Consider the following 22,716-nt stretch of genomic DNA (forward strand, 5'->3'; position numbering starts at 1 on the left):
ACCCCACCGCGACACGTCGGGGGCCGCCCTCGGGGCGGCTCCCACAGGAGGAACCATGAGCAGCACCACGTCAGGAGGCGTCGCCGTCGTCGGCGCCGGCGAGTCGCCGTACACCCGCCACCCGGCGGCCGGTACGACGACGGCAGGCGTGCTCGGCGACGCGGTCCGCCGCGCGCTGGCCGACGCCGGGTTGACCACCGCCGACGTCGACGGCTTCGGGGTGTCCAGCTTCACCCTGCAGCCCGACCACGCCGTCGACCTGGCCTGGCGGCTGGGCCTGCGGGTCGACTGGCTGATGCAGGACACGAACGGCGGGGCGAGCGCGGGCGGGATGCTCCAGCACGCGGTCCGGGCCGTCGAGGCCGGCGACGCGTCGGTCGTCGTGCTCGTGGCCGGTGACCTCATGGACCGCGAGGTGCACGTCGAGATGGTGCGGCGCTACAACCGCGCGACGGCGGAGCACCTCGCCCCGCTGCCCATGACGGGTCCGAACGCGCTCTTCGCGATGCTCACCCGTCGCCAGATGGACCGGTTCGGCCTGGCGCGGGAGGACTACGGCCGCCTCGTCGTGGCCCAGCGCGCGTGGGCGGTGGCCAACCCGGGAGCGGTCTACCGCACGCCCCTCGCCCTCGAGGAGTACCTCGCGGCGCCGACCGTTTCCGAGCCCCTGGGGCGCTACGACTGCGTGCCGCCCGTGACGGGCGCGGACGCCGTGGTGGTGGCCGCCGAGACCCGGGCGAGCGGCCGCTGCGCGCGCGTGCTCGCGGTCGCCACGACGTACAACACCGACGACCAGGCCGGTGACGGGCTCACCACGGGGGTCGCGTCCTGCGCGCCCCGCGCGTTCGAGCGCGCCGGCGTCGAGCCCGCGGACGTCGACGTCGTGAGCGTCTACGACGACTACCCGGCGATGGTCGTCGCCCAGCTCGCCGACCTCGGGCTCCCCGGGGCGGACGACCTGCCGCGCCTGCTGGCGCTCGTGGGCGAGCGGAACCTGCCCGTCAACACGTCCGGCGGGCAGCTGTCCGCCGGGCAGCCCGGCGCCGGCGGGGGCATGCACGGTCTCGTCGAGGTGGTGCGCCAGCTCCGGGGCCAGGCCGACGGCCGGCAGGTCGGTGGTCGCATCGGCGTGGTGACGGGCTACGGCATGGTGCTCTACCGCCACGGTGCGTGCGGCAACGTCGCGGTGCTGGAGGCGGCATGAGCCTCGTGATCCAGCGCTGCACGACCTGCGGCCGGACCCTCTTCCCCGACCGGGTGCTCTGCCCGGAGTGCGGCAGCGCCCAGCTGGCGCACGAGACCGTCGACGTCGGCACCGTCACCGACCACACCCGCACCTCCGACGGACTCGTGCTGCTGACGCTGGAGGTCGACACCGGGCTCCGCGTGATCGGCCGGCTCCTCGGCGCCGGCACCGTCGCGAGCGGCGACGTGCTGCCCCTCGTCGCCCACGACGACCACCCGGGCCCCGCGGCGTACGTGCCGCGGCCCGACGGCGACCCCGCGCCGAGCGGGTCGGCGGCCCCGGCCGACGACCACCGCCTGCCCGAGGACCCGTCGCTGCGCGCCGCGACGGTGCCCGGCCTGCTGCGCGCCCGGGCGGACCTCACGCCGGACGCGCCGCTCCTGCGCTGCGGACCCCTGCGCCGTACGGCGCGGGAGATGCTCGACGCGGTGTCCCGGGCCGGCGGTGCGCTCGTCGAGCGGGGCATCGGCCGTGGCGACCGGGTCGCGCTGATGGCGGCGAACCGGGTGGAGCTGCTCGACCTGGTGCTCGGCGCCGCCTGGATCGGCGCCGTCGCCGTGCCGATCAACACCGCGGCGCGTGGGGAGCAGCTGCACCACGTGCTGACGAACTCGGAGGCCCGGCTGCTCGTCGTCGAGCCGGAGCTCCTCGCGGCGGTCGACGACCTCCCGCCGCTGCCCGCGCTGCGCGAGCGGTGGGTGCTCGACGACGAGACCTCCGTGCTGGGGGCGCCGGTCGACGCCGCCGACGTGCGGGCGGGCGACCCGGCCGCGATCCTCTACACCTCGGGGACCACGGGCGTCTCCAAGGGCGTCGTGTGCCCCCACGGCCAGTTCTCGTGGTGGGGACGCAACGTCAGCGCGCAGCTCGGCCTGCGGAGCGACGACGTGCTCCACACATGCCTGCCGCTCTTCCACACCAACGCGCTCAACGCCTTCAGCCAGGCGGTCGTCGCCGGGTCGACGTACGTGCTGGGCGGACGCTTCTCGGCGTCCCGGTTCTGGTCGCAGATGGTCGAGAGCGGCGCGACCGTCACCTACCTGCTCGGCGCGATGGTGAGCATCCTCGACCGCCGTCCGCCCTCCCCGCTCGACCGTGCCCACCGGGTGCGCCTGGCCCTGTCGCCGGCGACGCCGGCGGCGCTGGTGACCCCGTTCCAGGAGCGGTTCGGCGTCGAGCTGCTCGACGGCTACGGCTCCACGGAGACGAACGCGGTCCTCGCCACGCGGCCGGGCTCCCAGCGGCCCGGGTACGTCGGGACCGTCCAGCCCGGGTTCACCGCCCGGGTGGTCGACGAGGACGGAGCACCGGTCCCGCCCGGCGAGCCGGGGGAGCTGCTCGTGCGCAGCGACCAGCCCTTCGCCTTCGCGTCGGGGTACTTCCACATGCCCGAGGCGACGGCGGCCTCCTGGCAGGACCTGTGGTTCCACACCGGTGACCGCGTCGTCCTGGAGGCCGACGGGTGGGTGCGGTTCGTCGACCGCATCAAGGACGTGATCCGCCGGCGCGGGGAGAACATCTCCGCCTCGGAGGTCGAGTCCGTGCTCGGGCAGCACCCCGACATCGCCGCCGCGGCCGTCTACGCGGTCGACTCCGAGCTCGGCGAGGACGAGGTGATGGCGGCGCTCGTGACCGAGCCCGGCCGCGTCCTCGACGTCGACGACCTCGTCGCGTTCTGCCGCCCCCGCCTCGCGGGCTACGCCATTCCCCGCTTCATCCGCGTCGTCGACGACCTGCCCTTGACCGAGAACGGGAAGGTCCGCAAGCCGGCCCTCCGCGCGCTCGGGACCGACGGGGCGTGGGACCGGGAGGCCGACCGCGACGCGCGCGTCGCCTCCGCCCGCGGCCAGGGCGTCCCCTCGTGACCACCGATCCCCAGCGAACCGGGAGCTCCCATGCGTGACTACCAGAACTACATCGACGGCGCGTTCGTCGCCGGACCCGAGGCGTTCGCGGACGTCGACCCCACGACCGGCCGGCAGGTGGCCTGGGTCCACGAGGCCGACGCCGCCCTCGTCGACCGGGCCGTCCGGGCGGCCCGCCGCGCCGTGGAGGGCCCCTGGGGCCGCACCTCCGTCGCGTCGCGCGCCGTGCTGCTGCGCCGGATCGCCGACGAGATCGATCGCCGTGCGGACGACCTGCTCGCCGCCGAGGTCGCCGACACCGGCAAGCCCGCGAGCGTGGCGCGCGCCCTCGACGTCGCCCGCGCGGCGGCGAACTTCCGCTGCTTCGCCGATGTGGTGGCGGCCGAGGGCACCGAGTCCTTCCTGCAGGAGCTGCCCGACGGCGGGCAGGCGCTCAACTACGCGCTGCGGAAGCCCCTCGGGGTGGTCGCGGCCATCGTGCCGTGGAACCTGCCCCTGCTGCTCCTGACGTGGAAGCTCGCGCCGGCGCTCGCCTGCGGCAACGCGGTCGTCGTGAAGCCGTCCGAGGAGACGCCCGGCTCGGCCACCGTCCTCGCCGAGATCCTCGACGCCGTCGGCGTGCCACCGGGGGTCTACAACGTCGTGCACGGCTTCGGCTCGGGCTCGGCGGGGGAGCACCTCGTGACCCACCCCGACGTGGACGGCGTGACCTTCACCGGCTCGACGGCCACCGGCACCGGCATCATGAAGGCGGTCGCCCCGCGGGTGCGCCCGGTCAGCTTCGAGCTGGGCGGCAAGAACGCGGCGCTGGTCTTCGCCGACGCCGACCTCGACGCGACGGTCGCCGGCCTGACGCGGTCCGTCTTCGCCAACACCGGCCAGGTGTGCCTGTGCACCGAGCGCGTGTACGTCGAGCGCAGCATCTTCGACGAGGTCGCCGAGCGCCTCACGGCGTCCGCCAGGGCCCTGCGCCTGGGAGCACCGTCCGACGCCGCCACGACGACCGGGCCCGTCATCTCGCGGGCACACCAGGAGAAGATCCTCCGCTACTTCGCGGCGGCGGAGCAGGCCGGCGCGAAGGCCATCACCGGCGGGGGCGTGCCCACCATGACCGGCGACCTCGCCGGCGGCTTCTGGGTCGAGCCCACGCTGTGGACCGGCCTCACCAACGAGGACCGCGTCGTGCGGGAGGAGATCTTCGGTCCCGCGGCCGCGCTCATCCCGTTCGACACCGAGCAGGAGGCGGTGGCGCTGGCCAACGACACCAGCTACGGCCTGGCCGCCGCGGTGTGGACGACCGACCTGCGCCGCGCCCACCGCGTGGCGGGGCGGATGGACGTGGGCATCTCCTGGGTCAACAACTGGTTCCTGCGCGAGCTGCGGTCGCCCTTCGGCGGCACCGGCCTGTCCGGCATCGGGCGCGAGGGTGGACGGCACTCCCTCGACTTCTACACCGAGACCACGAACGTGTGCGTGACGCTGTGAGCGCCCACGACACGGCCGTCGAGCTCGTCGCCTCCCGCCTCGACGAGGCCCAGCGCAGCGCGACCCCCGTGCGACCGCAGGAGGACTGGCCACACCTGTCCCTCGACCAGGCGTACGCCGCCCAGGCCCGCCTCGTCGAGCGCCGGCGGGAGCGGGGGGAGCAGGAGGTCGGGCTGAAGCTGGGCTTCACCAGCGAGGCCAAGATGCGCCAGATGGGCATCGACGAGCTCATCATCGGCGTCCTCACGGACGGCATGCAGGTGCCGGACGGCGGATCGGTCGACCTCGCCGCGTTCGTCCACCCCCGGGTCGAGCCCGAGGTGGCGTTCCGGTTCGGACGTGACCTCGACCTGGCCGACCCCGCCCTGCAGGTCGCCGACCTGCGGGCCGCGCTGACCGGCGTGGCCGCCGGCATCGAGCTGATCGATTCCCGCTACGAGGGCTTCAGCTTCGACCTGCCGCGCGTGGTGGCCGACAACACCTCCGCCGCCGCGTTCACCATCGGTCCGTGGGTCGACCCCGCCGGCGTGGAGCTCGGCGACCTGCCCGTCACCCTCACCATCGCCGGCGAGGTGGCGGCCGCGGGCACCACGGCGGCCATCCTCGGCCACCCGCTCTCCACGCTGCCGCACCTGCTCGCGCTCGGCCGGCGGCTCGGGCTGTCCCTCCCGGCGGGCTCGGTGGTGCTCGCGGGCGCCGCCACGGCCGCGGTGCCGCTGCTCACCGGCGACGTCGTCGTCCGCGTGGCCGGGCTCGGCGAGGCGCACCTCACCGGCATCGCCGGCGGGGAGGTGGCCCCGTGACCCGGTCCTTCATGGTCAGCGGCAAGGCCCGCCCCCGCGGGCGGTTCCCGCACGCCAAGCGCGCCGGTGACCTCGTCTACGTCTCGGGCACGAGCAGCCGCCGGCCCGACAACACCTTCGTGGGCGTCGAGGTCGACGAGCTCGGCACCACCGCGCTCGACATCCGCGCCCAGACCGCGGCCGTGCTCGACAACATCGGCGACATCCTCGCCGACGTCGGCGGCAGCCTCGCCGACCTCGTCCAGGTGACCGCCTACCTGGTCAACATGAACGACTTCGGTGGCTACAACGAGGTCTACGCCGGCTACTTCGACGAGTCCGGCCCCACCCGCACGACGGTCGCGGTGCACCAGCTGCCGCACCCCCACCTGCTGATCGAGATCCAGGCCGTGGCGTACCTGCCCGAGCCCCCCACGACGAAGGAGCACGCATGAGCCCGACCCTGCCCGCCGGAGTGACCCAGCCGCTGAACTTCCAGGCCTGGATCGCCGAGCACGAGCACCTGCTCCAGCCGCCGGTGAACAACCAGGCGATCTTCACCGGCGACGACTTCATCGTGCAGGTCGTGGGCGGCCCCAACCAGCGCACCGACTTCCACGTCGACCCCTACGAGGAGTGGTTCCACCAGGTGAAGGGCGACATGCACGTCAACGTGATGACGCCCGACGGCGAGGTCACCGTGCACATCCGCGAGGGCGAGACCTGGCTGCTGCCCGGGTTCCTGCCGCACTCGCCGCAGCGCCCCGAGGCCGGCTCCATCGGCGTCGTCATCGAGCGGATCCGCGAGGAGGGCACCCTCGAGAAGTTCCAGTGGTACTGCCCCGGATGCTCCGCCCTCGTCCACGAGGTCGAGCTGCAGGTGCGGGACATCGTCGAGGACCTCCCGCCCGTCTTCGTGGCCTTCTACGAGGACGAGGCCGCCCGCACCTGCGACGCCTGCGGGACCCTGCACCCCGGCAAGGGCTGAGAGACGTGACCGCTGACGCTGCGACGCTCCCCGCCGTCGACGTCCACTCCCACTACGTGCCGCGCGGGTGGCCGACGCTGCCCGGTCCGGAGCCCCGGCTCTGGCTGGACGTCCGGACCGCCGACGAGGCCACGATGATGATCGGGTCGCGCGAGTTCCGGAAGGTCGACTCCACCGCGTGGTCGGCCGAGCGGCGCCTCGCCGACATGGACGCCGACGGCGTCGACCTCCAGGTGGTGTCGCCGACGCCGGTCTTCTTCTCCTACGACCGGGCGCCCGACGAGGCCGCCGCCATCGCCCGGGTCTTCAACGACCTGGCCCTCGAGATCACCGCGGCCTCGCCGCGGCTGGTCCCGTTCTGCCAGGTGCCGCTGCAGGACCCGGACGCCGCGTGCGCCGAGCTCGAGCGGAGCCTGGCGGCCGGCCACGTCGGTGTCGAGATCGGCAACCACGTGGGGGACCGCGACCTCGACGACGCGGGGGTCGTCACCTTCCTGGAGCACTGCGCCGCGCTCGACGTGCCCGTCTTCGTGCACCCGTGGGACCTGCCGGGAGGACCGCGCCTGGAGCGCTGGATGGCACAGTGGCTCGCCGGCATGCCGGCCGAGACCCACCTCTCGATCCTGGCCCTGGTGCTCGGCGGCGTCTTCGACCGGGTGTCGCCCGACCTGCGCATCTGCTTCGCGCACGGCGGGGGGTCGTTCGCGCACTGGCTCGGCCGCATGGACAACGCCTGGCACCAGCGCCACGACGTCATCGGCACCAGCGAGCACCCCCCGTCGCACTACGTCGACCGGTTCTCGGTCGACTCCGTCGTGTTCGAGGAGGCCCCGCTGCGGCTGCTCGTCGACACGCTGGGTGCGGACCGGGTCATGGTGGGCAGCGACTACCCCTACCCGCTGGGGGAGCGCCCCGCCGGGGCCGTCGTACGGCGCGCGCCGTTCCTCGACGACGCGTCGCGCTGCCTGCTCCTGCGCGAGAACGCGCTCGCCTGGCTCGGCCCCCGCGCGCGGACGGACGCCCCGCGGTGACGGCCGACGTGCGCCGTGGTTCCGTGGCGACGACGATGCGCGTCGTACGGGTGCCTGCCGGGGGGACGGACGCACCGCTGCGGTGCGAGCCGGCGTCCGTGCCGGTGCCGGGCCACGGCCAGGTGCTCGTGCGCACCGCGGCGATCGGCGTCAACCGGGCCGACGTGATGCAGCGGGCCGGCACCTACCCGCTGCCCCCGGGATCGACCGACGTCCCGGGCCTCGAGGCCTCCGGCACCGTCGTCGCGACCGGCCCGGGCATCGACGCCCCGGCCGTCGGGGCGCAGGTGTGCGCGCTGCTGCCGGGGGGCGGGTACGCCGAGGTGGTCGCCGTCCGCGCCGACCACACGCTGCCCGTGCCCGACGGGGTCGGGCTGGAGGACGCGGCCGGCCTCGTCGAGGTGGCGGCGACCGTCTGGTCGAACCTGCTGACGGCGCGCACCGCGGCCGGGCTGGTCCCCGACGTACCGCCCACCGGCAGCTGGGTGCTCGTGCACGGCGGCAGCGGCGGCGTGGGCTCCATGGCCGTCCAGCTCGCTGCGGCCCTGGGGATGCGCGTGGTCACGACGGTCGGGTCGGCGGTGAAGGCGGACTTCGCCCTCGCGCTCGGGGCCGAGCTGGTCGTCGACCACACCCGGGAGGACTTCCGGGAGGTGCTCGCCGCCCACGGGATCCGGCCGGTGCGGATCCTCGACGTCGTCGGGGCCGCCTACCTCGCGCGGAACCTCGACGTGCTGGCGCGGGGCGGACGGCTCGCCGTCGTCGCCCACCAGAGCGGACCCGTGGTCGACCTCGACCTGCGGACCCTGCTCCGCGGTGACGTGACGGTCGAGGGCAGCGGTCTGCGCGCACGGTCCGAGGGGGAGAAGGCCCGCATCCTCGCCCAGCTGCGGGAGCACGTGTGGCCGCTGCTGGAGCAGCGGCTGGTCCGCCCGGTCACCCACGCCCGGATCGCCCTCGACGACGCCGACCGCGCGCTCGACCTGGTCGCGCGGGGACAGCACCTCGGCAAGGTGCTGCTGGTGCCGTGACGCCGACCGCTCCGATCGACCCGACCTGCTCACTCCTCCGAGAGGCAACCGCATGAACGACAGCCGGCCCGTCCGGATCATGTACCAGAGCTTCACCGACCCCGCCCACCACCAGCCCTACCTGAGCCGCCTCGCGGACCACCTCGCCGAGATCGCCGGCCCCGGGGTCACCTACGAGGTGCGCGGCATCTCGCCGGCCGACACCCAGCTGGGCCGCCTCAGCGAGCTCCGCTGCGGCGTGCAGTCGGTGGCGGGGATCGTCCAGGCCGAGCGGGAGGGCTTCGACGGCGTCCTCGTCGGCCACTTCCAGGACGCCTGCCTCTACGAGGCGCGCACCGCGGTCGACATCCCCGTCGTGGGCCACGGCGAGGCGAGCATGATGCAGGCCTGCATGCTCGGCGGACGGGTCGGCATCATCACGCTCGACACCGTCTACCTGTCGTGGCACCGCGAGCAGGTCCGTCGCTACGGGCTGCAGGACCGGGTGGTCGACGTGCGCGCGTTGCAGCTCAGCCCGGACGCGGCGGTGGCCGCCAACGACGACCCCGCGGCGTACGCGTCGATCCGGAGGACCTTCGTGGCGCTCGCCGAGGCGATGGTCGCCGAGAGCGAGGTCGATGTCGTCATGGCCGCCGGCGGCCTCTTCGCGCTGCTGAGCGCGCACGACGTGATCGAGGTGCCGGGCGCCCTGGTCGCGAACCCGACGCTGCTGGCGGTGCGACAGGCCGAGGTGGCCGTGTCGCTGGCCCGCGCGCTCGGGACCCCCGTGTCGCGGGGCGGACCCTTCGCCCGCGCGACCCCCCGTGCCGTGCAGGAACTGATGGAGCTGATGGGAGACCGACGATGAGCACGATGAGCTACACCGCCACGGCGCGCGCCGAGGGCGACGGTCGGAACGGCCACGTCCGCACCGCGGACGGACTGGTGGACCTCGACCTGGGGATCCCCAGCGAGATCGGCGGCGCCGGGGGAGCGGTCAGCAACCCCGAGATGCTCTTCGCCGCGGGCTACGCCGGGTGCTTCCTCTCCGCGCTCCACTCGGTGGCGCGGGCCCAACGGGTCAAGATCCCCGGCGCGGACGTCGAGGCCCTCGTCACCATCGCGGCGGGGGAGGCCGGCTTCGGGCTCTCCGTCGAGCTGGTGGCGACGCTGCCGGGCGTGAGCGACGAGGCGGCCGAGCAGCTGCTCGCCGCGGCTCACGCGAAGTGCCCCTACTCGCGCGCGGTGACCGGCAACATCCCGGTGGAGCTGCGGCGCGGCTGAGGGCGCGGGTCTCGGTGGTGCGGCCCGGGGGGATGGGTACCAGAGGACGCTCGCCCGTTCGGGCAGGTCGGAGGAGACCCTCATGTCGAACGACCCGATCAACCGGACGTCACCGGAGGAGGACCTGCTCGGGGTGCTCGCCTCGGCGGCACCCCTGGCCCGGCGTGCCGGCGGGCTCCTCGACCTGCTGGGGCGCGAGGTGCCGTTCGACGCCGCCTGGCTCGCGCTCTGCGACCCCCGCTCGCGTGAGTACGCCGGCGTGGCCAGCGTGGGACTCGACGACGAGGCCGTCGCGTTCCTCGACGACCCGGCGACGACGCGGGACATGGCTGTGGCGGGGTTCGACCGGGACCGGCCCCCGCAGAGCCTCGCGGAGCTGCCGGTGGCGCCACGGGACCTCCCGACCTGGGACCGGTGCCTCGGGCCCGCGGGCTTCCACGAGTGCCTCGGCGTCCCGCTCTTCGCGCCGGGCCGGCTCCACGTGGGGCACCTGACCCTGCTCTACCGCAGCGGGGAGCCGCCCCCCGAGGTGGCGCGGGAGCGGCTCGGGACGCTCGCCCCGGCGATCGCCCGCGGCCTGTCGCCCGTGCTGTCGCTCGCCGTCGGGGCCCGCATCGCGCACGGCGCGGCCGCGGGGGTCGTGCTGCTCCGCGACGGCTCCGTCTGTGCGTTGCCGGGGCTCGGTGGCCACCTGCTGCTGGAGCCCGTCTCGTCCGTCGTGCAGCTCGCGCGGCGTGCCCTCGGGCGGGGCGACGTGTTCCGGTCGTTCCTCTGGCCGTCCGACGGCAGCAGGGGCGGTGCCTCGTCGTACGTGCGCCTGACGGTGCTGGCCGCCACGGACGCCCCGCCGTTCGTGGTCGGGACCGTGCTCGTGACGCTCGAGGCCGACTGCCAGGGCCTGACCGCGCGCGAGCTCGAGGTGCTCGGCCTGCTGGTCGAGGGGCTGTCCAACCACGAGATCGCCGACCGCCTCGTGGTGGCGCAGCGCACCGTCGCCGCCCACGTCGAGCACGTGCTGCACAAGCTGGACGTGCCGACCCGGACGCTGGCCGCGCTCCGGGCGGAGCGGGAGGGGTGCTACGTCCCGGCCGCCCCGCCCCGCCCTGCCCCGCCCGCGACACCGGTACGCCGCTGACCCAGCCCCTCCCACGCCGATCCCCCTCCCGGGACGTCATGCGAGGCGGCGGCCCCGGCGACCGCGACGCATGACGTCCGGAGGGTGGGGGAGCCCGCCTCAGGCGCCGACCCCGTTCGGGTGGAGCACGACCTTCGTCCAGCCCTCGTCGCGGCGGTCGAAGTGCTCGTAGGCCTCCGGCGCCTGGTCGAGCGGCAGCTCGTGGCTGACGATGAACGACGGCTCGGCCTTCCCGGCGGCGATGAGGTCCCGCAGCGCGCGGTTGTACTTTTTGACGGGCGCCTGGCCGCTGCCGAGGTGCTGGCCCTTGAACCAGAACATGCCGTAGTCGAAGGCCAGCTTGCCCTGCTTCGCCAGCTCGTCGCTGGCCCCCGGGTCCTCGGGCACGAAGACGCCGACGCACCCGATGGTGCCGGTGAAGCGCACGGAGGCGACGAGCCGGTTCATCGTCAGGTTGGCGTACTCCTGCCCGTCCGGCTCGTGCGCCTGGTAGCCCACGCACTCGCAGCCGTTGTCGGCGCCGAGCCCCATCGTCTGGTCGAGCACGGCCTGCACCGGGTCGACGGCGGAGTCGTCGATGGCGATGGCGCCGATGGACTCGGCGAGCCGCAGCCGGTCGGGGTTCCGGTCGACGACCATCACCTTGCTGGCGCCGCGGATGGTGGCGGACAGGGCCGCCATGAGCCCGACGGGCCCGGCTCCGTAGATCACCGTCTGGTCACCCGGCTTCACCCCGGCCATCTCGGTGGCGTGGTAGCCCGTGGGGAAGATGTCGGCGAGCATCACGTAGTCGGTCTGGCGCTCCTGCGCGTCCTCGCCCAGGCGCAGGCAGTTGAAGTCGCCCCACGGCACGCGCAGCAGCTCGGCCTGCCCGCCGCCGTACGGACCCATGTCGGCGAAGCCGTAGGCGGCGCCCGCCATCGACGGCTCGGGCTGCGCGGTGAGGCAGTAGTTGGTGAGCTGGCGCTCGCAGTTCTTGCAGTGCCCGCAGGCGATGTTGAACGGCAGCACGACGTAGTCGCCGACCTGGATCTTGTCGACGCCGTCGCCGACCTCGATCACCTCGCCGAGGTTCTCGTGCCCGAACCAGCGCCCTGTCTCGAAGTCGGTGCGCCCCTCGTACATGTGCAGGTCGGAGCCGCAGATGTTGGCGGAGGTGACGCGCACCAGCATGTCGGTGGCCCGCTCGATGCGGGCGTCGGGGACCTCCTTGACGCTGACCTGGCGGGGACCTTCGTACACGACTGCCTTCATGGTTCCTCCTGGGTGGCGGGACGCCGGCCCCGGTCGGGACGGCCCCTCCATTGAGGCGGTGGCGGCCCGGTCCTGCCCATCGGCAGACCTGCCCATTTCCGTCCGCCCCGCCCGACGGTCGAGGTCCCGCGGGTACCGACCCCGCATGGACCCCCTTCGCGTCGGCCTCGTGGCCGACCCCGCCTACCCGACCCAGGTCGCGCGCCGCCTGGACGACCTCCAGCCCGCGGACCGGGAGGGTGGCCCCGCGTGGGACGTCGAGCTGGTCAGCGAGCCGTTCACCTCGGCCTCCGAGTGGCCCGACGACGCGCTCGACCGCCTGGCGGACTTCGCCGGCGAACGCCGGTGGGAGGTCGTCGTGGGCCTGACCGAGCTGCCGCTGCGCGACGACGACGGTCACTACCTGCTCGCCGAGGCGGACCGTCGTCGCGGGGTGGGGGTGCTCTCCCTGCCGGCGCTGGGCGGCGTCCGCCCCCAGGCGCGGGCGCGTACGGCGCTCCTCGACCTGATCACGGACCTGACGGACCCCGACCCCTCGGCCGAGGCGCGGGTCCCGCTCCCGCCCCGGGGCGGCCGGGCCCGCCTCCTGCGCGGCATGGTCATCGCCAACCGTCCCTGGCGGCTCGTGCCCGGGCTGTCCTCCGCGCTCGTCGCGGCCCTGACGACCGGCGCGATCGCGACGATCAACTCGACGGTGTGGCTCCTGGCCGACTCCCTGCACCCCTGGCGGCTCGTCGTCGCGACCGTCGCGGCGATCGCCCTCGTGGTCGGGTGGCTCATCATCGACGCCCACCTCTGGGACCGCCCCGAGGACGACTCCCGGGAGGCGCGGGAACGCTCCCGGCTCTACAACACCTCGACAGTGCTCACCCTCACCGCGGGTGCCGTCGTCTGCTACGTCGTGCTCTACCTGGTGAACCTCGTCTGGGCCTTCTTCGTCCTCGACCCGGCGGTCATGGGCGGCTTCCTGCGGATCTCGATCAGCCACGCCGACTTCTTCCTGCTCGCCTGGTTCGTCGCCTCGGCGGCCACCGTCGGCGGGGCGTTGGGCAGCGGGCTCGAGTCGGAGGAGGCGGTGCGCGCCGCGGCGTACTCGAAGCGGGAGGAGCTGCGCCGCGAGCGGTTGGCGGAGCGGGACTGACGCCGCCGGGCTCAGCCCACCGTGGCGTGCACGGCGGCCCCGACCGCGCCGATCGACATCGCAAGGAACGACGCGGTGCTGGCGACGCGGTAGGCGAGCGATGCGCCCGCGTCCTCGCGGAACGCGAGGGGGAGGAAGAGGAGGGGGTTCACGACGGCTCCGGCGACGAGCGGCACCACCACCCAGACGGGCGCACCGGGGAGGGCGACGCCCACCGCGACGAGGAGGATCCCCATCAGCACGTAGTCGAGATGCATCTGCAGCAGCCGCCGCGGGTGCCGGACGCCGACGCGGGTCAGCGCCGTCGGCGCGACGTGCTGCAGGGCGACGGGCCAGCCGAGGAGGGTGCCGAGCGCGAGGAGGTACAGCCCGGTCAGGGGGAGGGTCTCCATGGGGTGCATCGTGACGCATCCCGGCGGGTGACGGCGGCCCGACGGCTCACCCGAGGTCGAGCACCAGCCGCCCGCGCACCCCGCCGGCCGCCAGCCGCTCGTGCGCCTCGCTCGCCCGCTCCGCCGGTACGACGTCGGCGACGCGCAGCGCGAGCACGCCGGCCTCGGCGAGCTCGCGCAGCTGCTCCAGCCAGTCGTGCCGCTCGGCGACCTCGGCCACGACGACGGGGTGGAAGCGCAGCCGGTCGTTGCCGTCGCCCTTCCAGAACCGCACGGTCGCCACCCCGCCGCCGTCCTTGACGGCGGGGAGCACCTGCTCGTCCTGCACGGCGCCGTCGACGAGGCCGTCGACCCCGTCGGGGAAGGCCTCGCGGATCCGGTCGGCCACGTCCTCGCCGCGGGCGACGACGTGGTCGGCGCCGAACGAGCGGACGAGCTCGACGTCCTTCTCGGCGGCGTCCGCGACGACGACGAGCCCGGCACGCTTGGCCAGGGGGATGACGTAGCCGCCGAGGGCACCGGCGGCCCCCGTCACGGCGAGGACCTGCCCGGGGGCGAGCGCCAGCTGGTCCAGGGCGCGGATCGCGGTGAGGCCGTTCATCGGCAGGGTCGCGGCCTCGGCGTACGAGGTGCCCGCCGGCGCCCGCGTGACGGAGCCGGCGGGCAGCACGAGGTCCTCGCGGTACGCCCCGTGCTGGTCGCGCGGCACGACGACGCCCATGACGGCGTCGCCGGGGGACAGGTCGGTCGCGACCTCGGGGCCGACCTCGAGCAGCTCCCCGGCGACGTCCATCCCCGGCACGTCGGCCGTGTCGTGCGGTGCCCCCGAGCGGTTGCGCGCCCCGTTGACGACGTAGGTGTCGGTCGGGTTCACCGCAGCGGCCCGCACGCGCACACGGACCTGCCCCGGGCCCAGGGGCTCCGCCGGGAGGTCGATCTCGTGCAGGGCCTCCGGCCCGCCGTACTCGCTCACTCCGATGGCTCGCATCGTTCCTGTCTACCGCCGGACGCAACGGTTCCGGTACGTCGCCGGGCGGCGCCCCTCAGTTCCGACGGCGCCCGCGGATCGTCTCGAGCGGGCGCCGCGGCAGCTTGGGCAGCTGCGAGGCCCGCCCGTGCAGGGCGAGCAGCAGGGTGGCAACGGTCGTCTCCTGCTCGGGGGTCCGCTCGAAGGTGGTGAGGTTGATCGGCGCCTTGAAGCGCGTGCGCGTCACGGACTTGGCGTAGGTGAACTCGCGGAGACCGTCGGGCCCGTGGATGCGCCCGAAGCCGGAGTCGCCGACGCCGCCGAACGGCAGCGACGGCACGCCCGCGAACGAGATGACCGAGTTGATCGACGTCATGCCGGTGCGCAGCCGCCGGGCGAGGTCCTCGCCGCTCTTCCCGGTGAAGATCGCGGAGCCCAGTCCGTACTTGCCGGCGTTGGTCAGCTCGACCGCCTCGTCCATGTCGCGCACCTTGCGCACCGTCACGGTCGGGCCGAAGGTCTCCTCGGTGACGGCCGCGCTGTCCTCGGGCACGTCGACGAGCACCGTCGGCTGCACGAACCGGTCGCCGACCGCCTCGGCCCCGCCGACCACGGCGCGGCCTCCGCGGGAGAGCGCGTCGTCGACGTGGCGGCGCACGATCTCGAGCTGGCCGGGCATTGTCATCGGCCCGATCTTGGCGTCGACGTCCACGCCGGCGTGCACGGTCCGGGCGCGCTCGGCGAGCAGCTCGACGAACCGGTCGTGCACCCGCTCGTGCACGTAGATCCGCTCGACGCCGGCGCAGGTCTGCCCGGCGTTGGCGAAGGCGCCCCAGGCGGCGGCGTCGGCCGCGGCGTCGAGGTCGGCGTCCTCGTCGACGAGCAGCGCGTCCTTGCCGCCTGCCTCGACGATCACCGGGGTCAGGGTCTCGGCGCAGGCGGCCATCACCCGCTTGCCGGTCGCGGTCGAGCCGGTGAAGGCGACCTTGTCGACACCGGCCCGGCACAGCGCGGCACCGGTGTCGCCGAACCCGGTGACGACCTGCAGCAGGTCGTGGTCGGGCACGACCTCGCGCAGGCTGTCGGCCAGCCAGTGCGCGACCCCGGGGGTCAGCTCGCTCGGCTTGAACACGACCGTGTTGCCGGCCGCGAGCGCGTAGCCGATGGAGCCCATCGGCGTGAAGACGGGGTAGTTCCAGGGGCCGATGACGCCGACGACGCCGAGCGGCAGGTACTCGACCGACGCGGCCTGGTTGGCCAGCAGCAGGCCGGGGGAGACCCGCTTGCGGCCGAGGACCTTCTCGGCGTGCGACCCGGCCCAGGCGAGGTGGTCGATGGTGAGCGTGCACTCGAGCTGCGCGTCGCCGTGCGGCTTGCCGGTCTCCTGGTGCACGACGTCGCAGAGCTGCGCGAGCCGCCGGGTGAGCACGCCGCGCCACTGCGTGAGCACCTCGCGGCGGCCGGCGAAGCCGAGGTCGGCCCACCAGCTGGCGGACGCGCGGGCTCGCGCGACGGCGGCCCGCACGTCGTCCTCGTCGTGGACGGGGTGGACACCGACGACGTCGCCGGTGGCGGGGTTGACGGACGCGAAGGTACGCCGCTCGTCGCCGGCCCCGCTGGGCTCGGTCGCGCTCGGGGGCGTGCTCGTGGTGGTCATGGCTCAGGCCTTTCCGCGCAGGAGGTCGGCGGCTCGCTCGCCGATCATGATCGAGGCGGCGTTGGTGTTGCCGCGGGTCACCATCGGCATGACGCTGGCGTCGGCGACGCGCAGGCCGTCGACGCCGCGCACGCGCAGCGACGGGTCGACGACGGCGCGCTCGTCGCCGCCCATCGCGCAGGTACCGACGGGGTGGTACAGGGTCTGGGTGTAGGCGCGCAGGTGCTCCACGATCTGCGCATCGGTGGGGTCGGCTCCCCACGACTTCATCGTGGGCAGACCGGGCCCGGTGATGTGCTCGGCGAGGGGCCCGGTGGCGACGGTCTCGAGCATGCGGCGTACGCCGGCGGTCATCGCGTCGATGTCCGCCTGGTCGTCGAAGTAGCCCGGGTCGATCTCGGGGTGCCAGCGCGGGTCGGTGGAGCGGAGCCGGAGCGCACCGCGGCTCTCGACCGAGACCAGGGTGGGCGCGACGGTGACGCTGCGGGCAGTGGCCTCGTGGAAGCCGTTGTCGTAGAACCCGGTCGGCGCGACGTGGACCTGCAGGTCGGGCGCGGCGAGGCTGTCGCGGGTGCGCCAGAAGCCGCCGCCCTCGCCGACGTTGGAGGTGAGCGGTCCGGTGCCGGTGGCCTTGGCGCGCGCGAACTGCACGAGGTTGTTGTGGTCGAGCAGGTCGGTGGTGTCACGGGTGCGGAAGACGAGCGGCACAGCCGGGTGGTCGTGCAGGTTCTGCCCGACGCCGGGCAGGTCGACGACGACGTCCACCCCGACCTCGCGGAGGTGGGTGCCCGGCCCGATGCCCGAGAGCAGGAGGAGCTGGGGCGAGTTGATCGCACCGCCGGCGAGCACGACCTCCCCGTCGACGTACGCCGTGCGGGACCCCGCGCCGTGCTGGTACGCCACGCCCACCGCGCGACCGCCCTCGACGACCACGCGCTCGACCAGCGCGCCGGTGCGGATCGTGAGGTTGGGTCGACCGGCGGCGGGCTCGAGGTAGGCCTTCGCGGTCGACCAACGACGCCCCTTGCGGCAGGTGACCTGGTAGAGCCCCGCGCCCTCCTGCTCGGCACCGTTGAAGTCGTCGGTCGGCTTGAAGCCGGCGGCGACCGCCGACTCGACCCAGGCGGTGGTCAGCGGGTGGGTGTAGCGCCGGTCCTCGACGTGGAGCGGTCCGTCCTGGCCGTGGTACGGCCCGCCGAGCCGGGTGTTGCCCTCGGAGCGGACGAAGTAGGGGAGCACGTCGTCGTAGCCCCACCCGGTCGCGCCGTAGGCGTCGCGCCAGGTGTCGAAGTCCGCCCGGTTGCCGCGGATGTAGATCATCGCGTTCATCGACGAGCAGCCGCCGAGGGCCTTCATGCGGGGCCAGTACGCCCGGCGGCCCTCGAGCTGCTTCTGCTCGGTGGTCTGGTAGTTCCAGTCCCACCGCGTCTTGAAGAGGTTGGGGAACGCGGCGGGGATGTTGATCTCGTCGGCGTCGGCTGGTCCACCCGCTTCGAGGAGGAGGACCGAGACCTTCGGGTCCTCGGTGAGGCGGGCGGCGAGCGCGGCGCCGGCACTGCCGGCTCCGACCACCACGTGGGTGAAGACTTCCCGGTCCGGCACGACGTCCTCCTCGGCTTGGGGGCGGTGGCCGCGTGTGCGCGGCGCCCGGGAGCACTCTAGGTGCCACTGTGATGTGGGACACCGTACGTCGGGGTGTGGTCCCGGGTGCGGCCCTGTCGGAACGACGTGCGGCTCGGTCAGGCGCGCTGCGGTGTCGTGCCGTTTGCCGCGAGCCGACAGCCAGCGTGGCCTAGGTTGGTCGCATGAGCGGGGGTCGGGTGGAGGAGACACTTCGCGTCTTCGTCGAGCAGCGTGAGTGGGACCAGTTCCACTCCCCGGCCAACCTGGCCAAGAGCATCGTGATCGAGGCGGCCGAGCTGCTCGAGTGCTTCCAGTGGAGCGAGGACGCTGACCGGGATCGCGTGGCCGGGGAGCTGGCCGACGTGCTGACGTACTGCCACCTCTTGGCGTCCAAGCTCGGCCTCGATCCGGAGCAGATCGTGCTGGACAAGCTCGAGGTGACGGGCAGGAAGTACCCGGTGGACCGGTCGCGTGGTCGGAGCGAGAAGCATGACCAGCTTCCGGATTGAGGAGGTCGCCTTCCGGGCGCCCGACGTCGCCGCCTGGGCCCAGCTCGAACCCAGGTTCCGCAACTGGCCCGTGGTGTACACGCTCTCCGACGACAGGGACATCTACGTCGGCGAGTCACTCAACGTTGCAGGTCGGTTCAAGCAGCACCTGGACTCGCCCGGTCGCCAGCACCTGAGGGGCGCGCGGGTGGTGCTGGACGGGACCTTCAACAAGTCGGTCTGCCTGGATCTCGAGTCCTACCTCATCCGCCTGTTCGCAGGAGACGGCCGGTTCCAGGTGCTAAACGGCAACCACGGCATCACGAACGCCGACTACTACGGCCGCGAGCAGTATCGCGAGACCTTCCGCGAGGTCTTCGAGGCCCTCCGGGCGAAGGGCGCCTTCACGCGCCCGATCCACGAGATCGAGAACTCGGACCTCTTCAAGCTGTCGCCGTTCAAGGCGCTCACGCAGGAGCAGGCGATCGCGGTCGAGGACATCCTGTCGGGGTTGTTCGAGGACCTCGAGAGCGGAGCATCGAGTCGCATCGTCATCCAGGGCGGCCCGGGCACGGGCAAGACGGTCGTCGGCGTCTTTCTCATGAAGCTGCTGACTGACATCCGGAACGCAGACACCACCGCCCCGCCCGAGAGCGACGCGTTGCTGTCCGAGTTCTTCGTGCCCGGCTATCCCGAGCTCCTGCGCGACTTCCGTGTCGGCTTGGTGGTTCCCCAGCAGTCGCTGCGGTCGTCCATCCGGGGGGTCTTCCGCAAGACGCCCGGGCTCCGTCCAGCTCAGGTGCTGAGCCCGTTCGAGGTCGGGAACGCCACTGAGCGTTTCGACCTCCTTATCGTCGACGAGACGCACCGGTTGAACCAGCGCGCGGCGCAAGCAGCGGGTCCGCTGAACTCGATGTTCGCCGACATCAACCGCCGCTTGTTCGGGTCGGACGACCCGCGGTGGACCCAAGTGGACTGGATCGAGGCGCAAAGCCAGCACCAGGTCTACCTCGTCGACGGGGCGCAGTCGGTCCGGCCGGCGGACCTGCCTGCCGAGGCCACGGAGCAGCTCGTTGGCGCGGCCCGTCGGGAACGCCGGCTCTACCCGCTGACCTCCCAGATGCGCGTTGGAGCTGGCGATGACTACGTGGGCTACGTCAGGGGAGTGCTCGATGAATCGGTAAGGGAACGCCGCTCCTTCCCCGGCTACGACCTGCGCTTTTACGACGACTTCGCCGCGATGCGGGAGGAGATCTTCGAGCGGGACGCCGAGGTGGGGCTCGCTCGAGTGCTGGCCGGGTTCGCGTGGAAGTACGCGTCGAAGAAGGACCGGTCTGCCGTCGACATCCGCCTGGGAGGGTTGGACCTGCAGTGGAACGGCACCGATGTCGACTGGGTGAGCTCGCCCGGCTCGCTCGAGCAGGTCGGGTCCATCCACACGATCCAGGGATACGACCTCAACTACGCCGGGGTCGTCATCGGCCGGGACCTTCGATACGACCGTGAGTCAGGCCGCATCGTCTTCGACCGGCAGCACTACTTCGATCCGCGCGGGACGACGAACAACAAGCTGTTGGGCATCACCTACACCGATGAGGACGTGCTGCGCTTCGTCCGGAACATATACGCCGTGCTGCTGACCCGGGGCATGCGCGGGACGTACGTGTATGTCTGCGACGAGGCGCTTCGGGAGAGGTTGCGCGGCTTCTTCTGACGAGGGCGTCGACCACAACTAGAGTCCGGTCGTGCCATTGGTAAGAAGACTTGAGCGCGATGAGCGATCCACGAGCAAGCCGCACCCGACCGAGATCGACTGCCGTTGACACCCGGGCAGTGGTAAGGCGACCTGATCATCCGCCGCAGGCCGTTCGGCGTTGATCAACCTGGTCGAACGCTCCACCCGCTACGCCGTGATCCGACGGCTACCGCTAAACCACTTCTCCACCCGCGTGGCTGTGGCCGTGATCGCGATGATGGCACCCTGCCCGCACCGCCCTAGGACTCCGACTGGTCGATGATCTGCGCGAACTCCTCCGGCGAAATTACTGCAATGCGGAACTCCCGAGCCTTGGCACGGACCGCCTTGTCGCGGGTGACGATGACCCACGCGTCCGGGAACAGAAACGGTTCCTGCTGCTCCTGGAGGACAAGTGCTGTCGCAACGAGTACTGGGTCGGCCGCACCCTTATTGGCATAGAGGTCAACCAGCGAGGAGTCGCCCACCGGAACCGTTCTCATCACCTCGCCGAGCTTGCGAAGGATGGCGGGACTTACTGGTTCCGTGATGCTCGCCAGCGAGCGCGAGCCCGGGGTGTAGCGCGCCTCGTAGACCACGTCCTCGGTAACGCGGCACTGGGTCTGAACGAAGTCAGAGGACCGGCGCTTAGCCCCGATGAATCCCCACGCGTTATTGTCTATGAGGTACTTGGTCTCGTTCATCCGACCGCCGCCCGATAGTCATTGATCTGGGCCTTGGTGCGCAGCGTGTTGGAGAACATGATGCGGCAGAAGTCACCGCGGGAGATGCCTCCGCTATCCAGGATGGCCAGCATCCGCCGTGAGCATTCCAGCCCGTTGTACCGCTTGAGCGCATTGATGGGCAGGATGGGGTTGAAGTAGTGGTCTGCCTGCTCGTAGGCGAGGCGAAGGTCCTCCAGGTACGCGTCAGCTTCGTCCGGATCGAGCAGGCCGAGGCGTCGCGCTCGCATGACTACGGCGCTTGGGGTCACCTTGAAGCTGTCGGCGAGTTCCCGCACGGCATTCAGCGTTGTCAGGTCAGCACTGTGAAAGTCCGCCTTGGGCATGAGGATCTGGGCGGTGAGTTCGTACTCTCGGGGAGCTGCCTCTTCGCTCGTGTGTCCGCTGTAGGTCACCGTGGCGAAGCGGCCACGAGCAATGAGCACTGCGAGGAGCATGAGGGTGAATACCTTGCGACCCGCGGGCTCCATCTTCTCGCCCTCCTCGCCGCTCGCGATGAAGATGTAGGGCACCTTGGAGTCCTTCACCGTCATGCCACTGAACTTGGCTCGCTTGGGCATCTGCTGCGGCATGTACCCCTTTGAACTCTGCGCCACGAGCACATGCTGGGCCTCGAGCTTCGCCACGAGCAGGTCGAGGGCCTTCGTCTTGTTCGTCACTGCACGGAGATCGGTCGGCAACAGCCCTAGGGTATCCATAAGCTTGGTGGCGTCCTCAGCGACTGATGCCCCCGGCTTTCGCAGCAGGCCCGCGATTCTGTTCTTCGGAAGCGTCTTGTCCGTCTTGATGTAGTGCTGCTTCCGGAGCAGATCCTTGACGATGAGCTCGACGTCCGGCAGGTGCACGCGGTTGCGGGAGTTCATGGAAAACTCATGCTTCCTATTGAAGCCTGCCATCAGTTTATCCCTCTTGGCTTCGAGGTGTGCATGCACCACGTCCACAGGAGCGAAGAACAGGGGATAAGGGATCTCCGCAATGCGGGAGAGGCTCACCAGGTTGCTGTAGGTGATGTGGCCGTCCCGGAGCGCATTGGTAACACCGGCGCGATCGCTCACGACCGACTGCTCAAAGAGCGCGTCGAATACCTCGCGCTCGACAGACACAGCCTCGCGATTGAGCTTGACTTTGATCGTCATTGGACACCGTGCCCTCCTTCCATTGACGGAGCATCCATGGTGCGCTCGGTGCTTGAGAGTGTGCCGCATGACACGCCCAACGACTCAAGCTTCTCGACGAAGAACCAAGAACCCGAACCGCTCGAGCTGCTACCTACGCGGCGGAAAGGCGCGGCCAGCGGTGATCTCCAACCGTCGGGCCGCTGGGTCACGACAACGCAGGATCCTCGCCCCTCAACTGTTCAAGGGCTTCGCCGGGGTCAAGCTCTGTCACGATCACCGTGCGCCGACGTTGACCGATCCGGTTGAAAAGCTCGGCCACGAGCCCCTCACTGATCGGTTCGGCCCCGGCGCGCATGAGAAGTGCAGCGTGGGGTGGGAGCGGTCCGAGTCCCTCGGTCTGCGCCGCGACGTCCTGCGACCGGCCAGAAACGAGTTGACTGAACTCCGCACGGACCTCGTCCCAGAAGCCGCCTTCATCGCTCAGGGTGGCCTTGTCGGACTCGGCTCGTCGCGCCACAGCGTCGATGGCGCGATGCCATCGCAGAACGTCGAGCACCGTCGGATTGTTCGGGGCTTCTGGGTGAGTGCCCCAGTCTGCGGTGCTTCGGATCCTGGAAGTGTTAGTTCGGACGCCGGTGCGCCCAGCACCGGTGAGCGATCTCACCGAATGTGGACCGAAAAGCCAGGACCAAGGGACGCTCCGGGGTAGGTACTCAGAGACCCGGCGGCCCGCTACGCCGCGACCCGCATGAATGGCGCGAACCAGCCTCGC

Annotated in this window: 22 protein-coding genes; 14 read left to right on the forward strand and 8 right to left on the reverse strand. The window is 72.1% G+C overall.

Annotated features, from left to right (window positions below; translation table 11 throughout):
- Positions 1–55: 55 nt before the first annotated feature.
- The 11 genes from QE405_RS05335 (at position 56) to QE405_RS05385 (ending at position 10,826) form a co-directional block, all read left to right on the forward strand.
- Complete coding sequence (locus tag QE405_RS05335; protein WP_307199176.1) at positions 56–1,204, forward strand: thiolase family protein; 1,149 nt, start codon at positions 56–58, stop codon at positions 1,202–1,204.
- Entirely contained in the window at positions 1,201–3,111 is a 1,911-nt protein-coding gene (locus QE405_RS05340) for an ATP-dependent acyl-CoA ligase (RefSeq protein WP_307199177.1), read from the forward strand. Before QE405_RS05335 ends, QE405_RS05340 begins: the two co-directional genes overlap by 4 nt.
- 30 nt (positions 3,112–3,141) lie before the next feature.
- A complete protein-coding gene (locus QE405_RS05345) occupies positions 3,142–4,596 on the forward strand; it encodes a 2-hydroxymuconic semialdehyde dehydrogenase (protein WP_307199178.1) in 1,455 nt (484 codons plus the stop codon).
- Entirely contained in the window at positions 4,593–5,399 is an 807-nt protein-coding gene (locus QE405_RS05350) for a 2-keto-4-pentenoate hydratase (RefSeq protein WP_307199179.1), read from the forward strand. The genes QE405_RS05345 and QE405_RS05350 overlap by 4 nt, the downstream gene beginning before the upstream one ends.
- The gene (locus QE405_RS05355; protein WP_307199180.1) at positions 5,396–5,833 is read left to right on the forward strand and encodes a RidA family protein; all 438 of its coding nucleotides are present in this window, start codon (positions 5,396–5,398) and stop codon (positions 5,831–5,833) included. Before QE405_RS05350 ends, QE405_RS05355 begins: the two co-directional genes overlap by 4 nt.
- Complete coding sequence (locus tag QE405_RS05360; protein WP_307199181.1) at positions 5,830–6,366, forward strand: 3-hydroxyanthranilate 3,4-dioxygenase; 537 nt, start codon at positions 5,830–5,832, stop codon at positions 6,364–6,366. The genes QE405_RS05355 and QE405_RS05360 overlap by 4 nt, the downstream gene beginning before the upstream one ends.
- A 5-nt stretch (positions 6,367–6,371) precedes the next feature.
- On the forward strand, positions 6,372–7,397 hold the full coding sequence (locus tag QE405_RS05365) for an amidohydrolase family protein (protein WP_307199182.1): 1,026 nt from the start codon (positions 6,372–6,374) through the stop codon (positions 7,395–7,397).
- Positions 7,394–8,428: an NAD(P)H-quinone oxidoreductase gene (locus QE405_RS05370; protein ID WP_307199183.1), complete on the forward strand. Its 1,035-nt coding sequence runs from the start codon at positions 7,394–7,396 to the stop codon at positions 8,426–8,428. Before QE405_RS05365 ends, QE405_RS05370 begins: the two co-directional genes overlap by 4 nt.
- 52 nt (positions 8,429–8,480) lie before the next feature.
- Positions 8,481–9,275, forward strand: coding sequence for an aspartate/glutamate racemase family protein (locus QE405_RS05375; RefSeq protein ID WP_307199184.1), 795 nt, complete (start codon positions 8,481–8,483; stop codon positions 9,273–9,275).
- Positions 9,272–9,691, forward strand: coding sequence for an Ohr family peroxiredoxin (locus QE405_RS05380; protein WP_307199185.1), 420 nt, complete (start codon positions 9,272–9,274; stop codon positions 9,689–9,691). Before QE405_RS05375 ends, QE405_RS05380 begins: the two co-directional genes overlap by 4 nt.
- Positions 9,692–9,773: 82 nt before the next feature.
- Positions 9,774–10,826: a helix-turn-helix transcriptional regulator gene (locus QE405_RS05385; protein ID WP_307199186.1), complete on the forward strand. Its 1,053-nt coding sequence runs from the start codon at positions 9,774–9,776 to the stop codon at positions 10,824–10,826.
- A gap of 99 nt (positions 10,827–10,925) precedes the next feature.
- Here QE405_RS05385 and QE405_RS05390 read toward each other — a convergent pair whose 3' ends face one another.
- Positions 10,926–12,080 (reverse strand): glutathione-independent formaldehyde dehydrogenase, encoded by a 1,155-nt coding sequence (locus tag QE405_RS05390; RefSeq protein WP_307199187.1) that lies wholly within the window; start codon positions 12,078–12,080, stop codon positions 10,926–10,928.
- Positions 12,081–12,225: 145 nt separating this feature from the next.
- Between QE405_RS05390 and QE405_RS05395 the strand changes: the two genes are divergently transcribed.
- Positions 12,226–13,221: a hypothetical protein gene (locus QE405_RS05395; protein ID WP_307199188.1), complete on the forward strand. Its 996-nt coding sequence runs from the start codon at positions 12,226–12,228 to the stop codon at positions 13,219–13,221.
- 11 nt (positions 13,222–13,232) lie between these two features.
- Here the strand turns inward: QE405_RS05395 and QE405_RS05400 are convergent, their stop codons facing one another.
- From QE405_RS05400 to QE405_RS05415, 4 genes are read right to left on the reverse strand one after another with little or no spacing between them, the layout of a single operon-like run.
- Positions 13,233–13,613 carry a hypothetical protein gene (locus QE405_RS05400; RefSeq protein WP_307199189.1) on the reverse strand — a complete coding sequence of 127 codons (381 nt, stop codon included), beginning with the start codon at positions 13,611–13,613 and terminating at the stop codon, positions 13,233–13,235.
- A gap of 46 nt (positions 13,614–13,659) precedes the next feature.
- Positions 13,660–14,601: an NADP-dependent oxidoreductase gene (locus QE405_RS05405; RefSeq protein ID WP_307199190.1), complete on the reverse strand. Its 942-nt coding sequence runs from the start codon at positions 14,599–14,601 to the stop codon at positions 13,660–13,662.
- Positions 14,602–14,656: 55 nt separating this feature from the next.
- On the reverse strand, positions 14,657–16,237 hold the full coding sequence (locus QE405_RS05410; protein ID WP_307199191.1) for an aldehyde dehydrogenase family protein: 1,581 nt from the start codon (positions 16,235–16,237) through the stop codon (positions 14,657–14,659).
- Between the two features lie 3 nt (positions 16,238–16,240).
- On the reverse strand, positions 16,241–17,839 hold the full coding sequence (locus QE405_RS05415; RefSeq protein ID WP_307199192.1) for a GMC family oxidoreductase: 1,599 nt from the start codon (positions 17,837–17,839) through the stop codon (positions 16,241–16,243).
- 203 nt (positions 17,840–18,042) lie between these two features.
- Here QE405_RS05415 and QE405_RS05420 point away from each other — a divergent pair, with 203 nt between their 5' ends.
- Positions 18,043–18,369: a nucleotide pyrophosphohydrolase gene (locus tag QE405_RS05420; RefSeq protein WP_307199193.1), complete on the forward strand. Its 327-nt coding sequence runs from the start codon at positions 18,043–18,045 to the stop codon at positions 18,367–18,369.
- Positions 18,350–20,062, forward strand: a complete 1,713-nt coding sequence (locus tag QE405_RS05425) for a DNA/RNA helicase domain-containing protein (protein WP_307199194.1) — start codon at positions 18,350–18,352, stop codon at positions 20,060–20,062. The genes QE405_RS05420 and QE405_RS05425 overlap by 20 nt, the downstream gene beginning before the upstream one ends.
- 281 nt (positions 20,063–20,343) lie before the next feature.
- Here QE405_RS05425 and QE405_RS05430 read toward each other — a convergent pair whose 3' ends face one another.
- From QE405_RS05430 to QE405_RS05440, 3 genes are all read right to left on the reverse strand, one after another.
- A complete protein-coding gene (locus tag QE405_RS05430; protein WP_307199195.1) occupies positions 20,344–20,787 on the reverse strand; it encodes a hypothetical protein in 444 nt (147 codons plus the stop codon).
- Complete coding sequence (locus QE405_RS05435) at positions 20,784–21,962, reverse strand: hypothetical protein (RefSeq protein ID WP_307199196.1); 1,179 nt, start codon at positions 21,960–21,962, stop codon at positions 20,784–20,786. Before QE405_RS05435 ends, QE405_RS05430 begins: the two co-directional genes overlap by 4 nt.
- Positions 21,963–22,149: 187 nt before the next feature.
- On the reverse strand, positions 22,150–22,500 hold the full coding sequence (locus QE405_RS05440; RefSeq protein ID WP_307199197.1) for a hypothetical protein: 351 nt from the start codon (positions 22,498–22,500) through the stop codon (positions 22,150–22,152).
- Between the last annotated feature and the right edge of the window lie 216 nt (positions 22,501–22,716).

The sequence above is a fragment of the Nocardioides zeae genome (assembly GCF_030818655.1).
GTDB classification, from domain to species: domain Bacteria; phylum Actinomycetota; class Actinomycetes; order Propionibacteriales; family Nocardioidaceae; genus Nocardioides; species Nocardioides zeae_A.

Coding starts and splice junctions, on each gene's coding strand:
- QE405_RS05390 (WP_307199187.1), bottom strand. CDS start 12,080: ATGAAGGCAGTCGTGTACGAAGGTCCCCGCCAGGTCAGCGTCAAGGAG.
- QE405_RS05405 (WP_307199190.1), bottom strand. CDS start 14,601: ATGCGAGCCATCGGAGTGAGCGAGTACGGCGGGCCGGAGGCCCTGCAC.
- QE405_RS05340 (WP_307199177.1), top strand. CDS start 1,201: ATGAGCCTCGTGATCCAGCGCTGCACGACCTGCGGCCGGACCCTCTTC.
- QE405_RS05400 (WP_307199189.1), bottom strand. CDS start 13,613: ATGGAGACCCTCCCCCTGACCGGGCTGTACCTCCTCGCGCTCGGCACC.
- QE405_RS05425 (WP_307199194.1), top strand. CDS start 18,350: ATGACCAGCTTCCGGATTGAGGAGGTCGCCTTCCGGGCGCCCGACGTC.
- QE405_RS05410 (WP_307199191.1), bottom strand. CDS start 16,237: ATGACCACCACGAGCACGCCCCCGAGCGCGACCGAGCCCAGCGGGGCC.
- QE405_RS05380 (WP_307199185.1), top strand. CDS start 9,272: ATGAGCACGATGAGCTACACCGCCACGGCGCGCGCCGAGGGCGACGGT.
- QE405_RS05430 (WP_307199195.1), bottom strand. CDS start 20,787: ATGAACGAGACCAAGTACCTCATAGACAATAACGCGTGGGGATTCATC.
- QE405_RS05420 (WP_307199193.1), top strand. CDS start 18,043: ATGAGCGGGGGTCGGGTGGAGGAGACACTTCGCGTCTTCGTCGAGCAG.
- QE405_RS05395 (WP_307199188.1), top strand. CDS start 12,226: ATGGACCCCCTTCGCGTCGGCCTCGTGGCCGACCCCGCCTACCCGACC.
- QE405_RS05435 (WP_307199196.1), bottom strand. CDS start 21,962: ATGACGATCAAAGTCAAGCTCAATCGCGAGGCTGTGTCTGTCGAGCGC.
- QE405_RS05345 (WP_307199178.1), top strand. CDS start 3,142: ATGCGTGACTACCAGAACTACATCGACGGCGCGTTCGTCGCCGGACCC.
- QE405_RS05335 (WP_307199176.1), top strand. CDS start 56: ATGAGCAGCACCACGTCAGGAGGCGTCGCCGTCGTCGGCGCCGGCGAG.
- QE405_RS05375 (WP_307199184.1), top strand. CDS start 8,481: ATGAACGACAGCCGGCCCGTCCGGATCATGTACCAGAGCTTCACCGAC.
- QE405_RS05385 (WP_307199186.1), top strand. CDS start 9,774: ATGTCGAACGACCCGATCAACCGGACGTCACCGGAGGAGGACCTGCTC.
- QE405_RS05360 (WP_307199181.1), top strand. CDS start 5,830: ATGAGCCCGACCCTGCCCGCCGGAGTGACCCAGCCGCTGAACTTCCAG.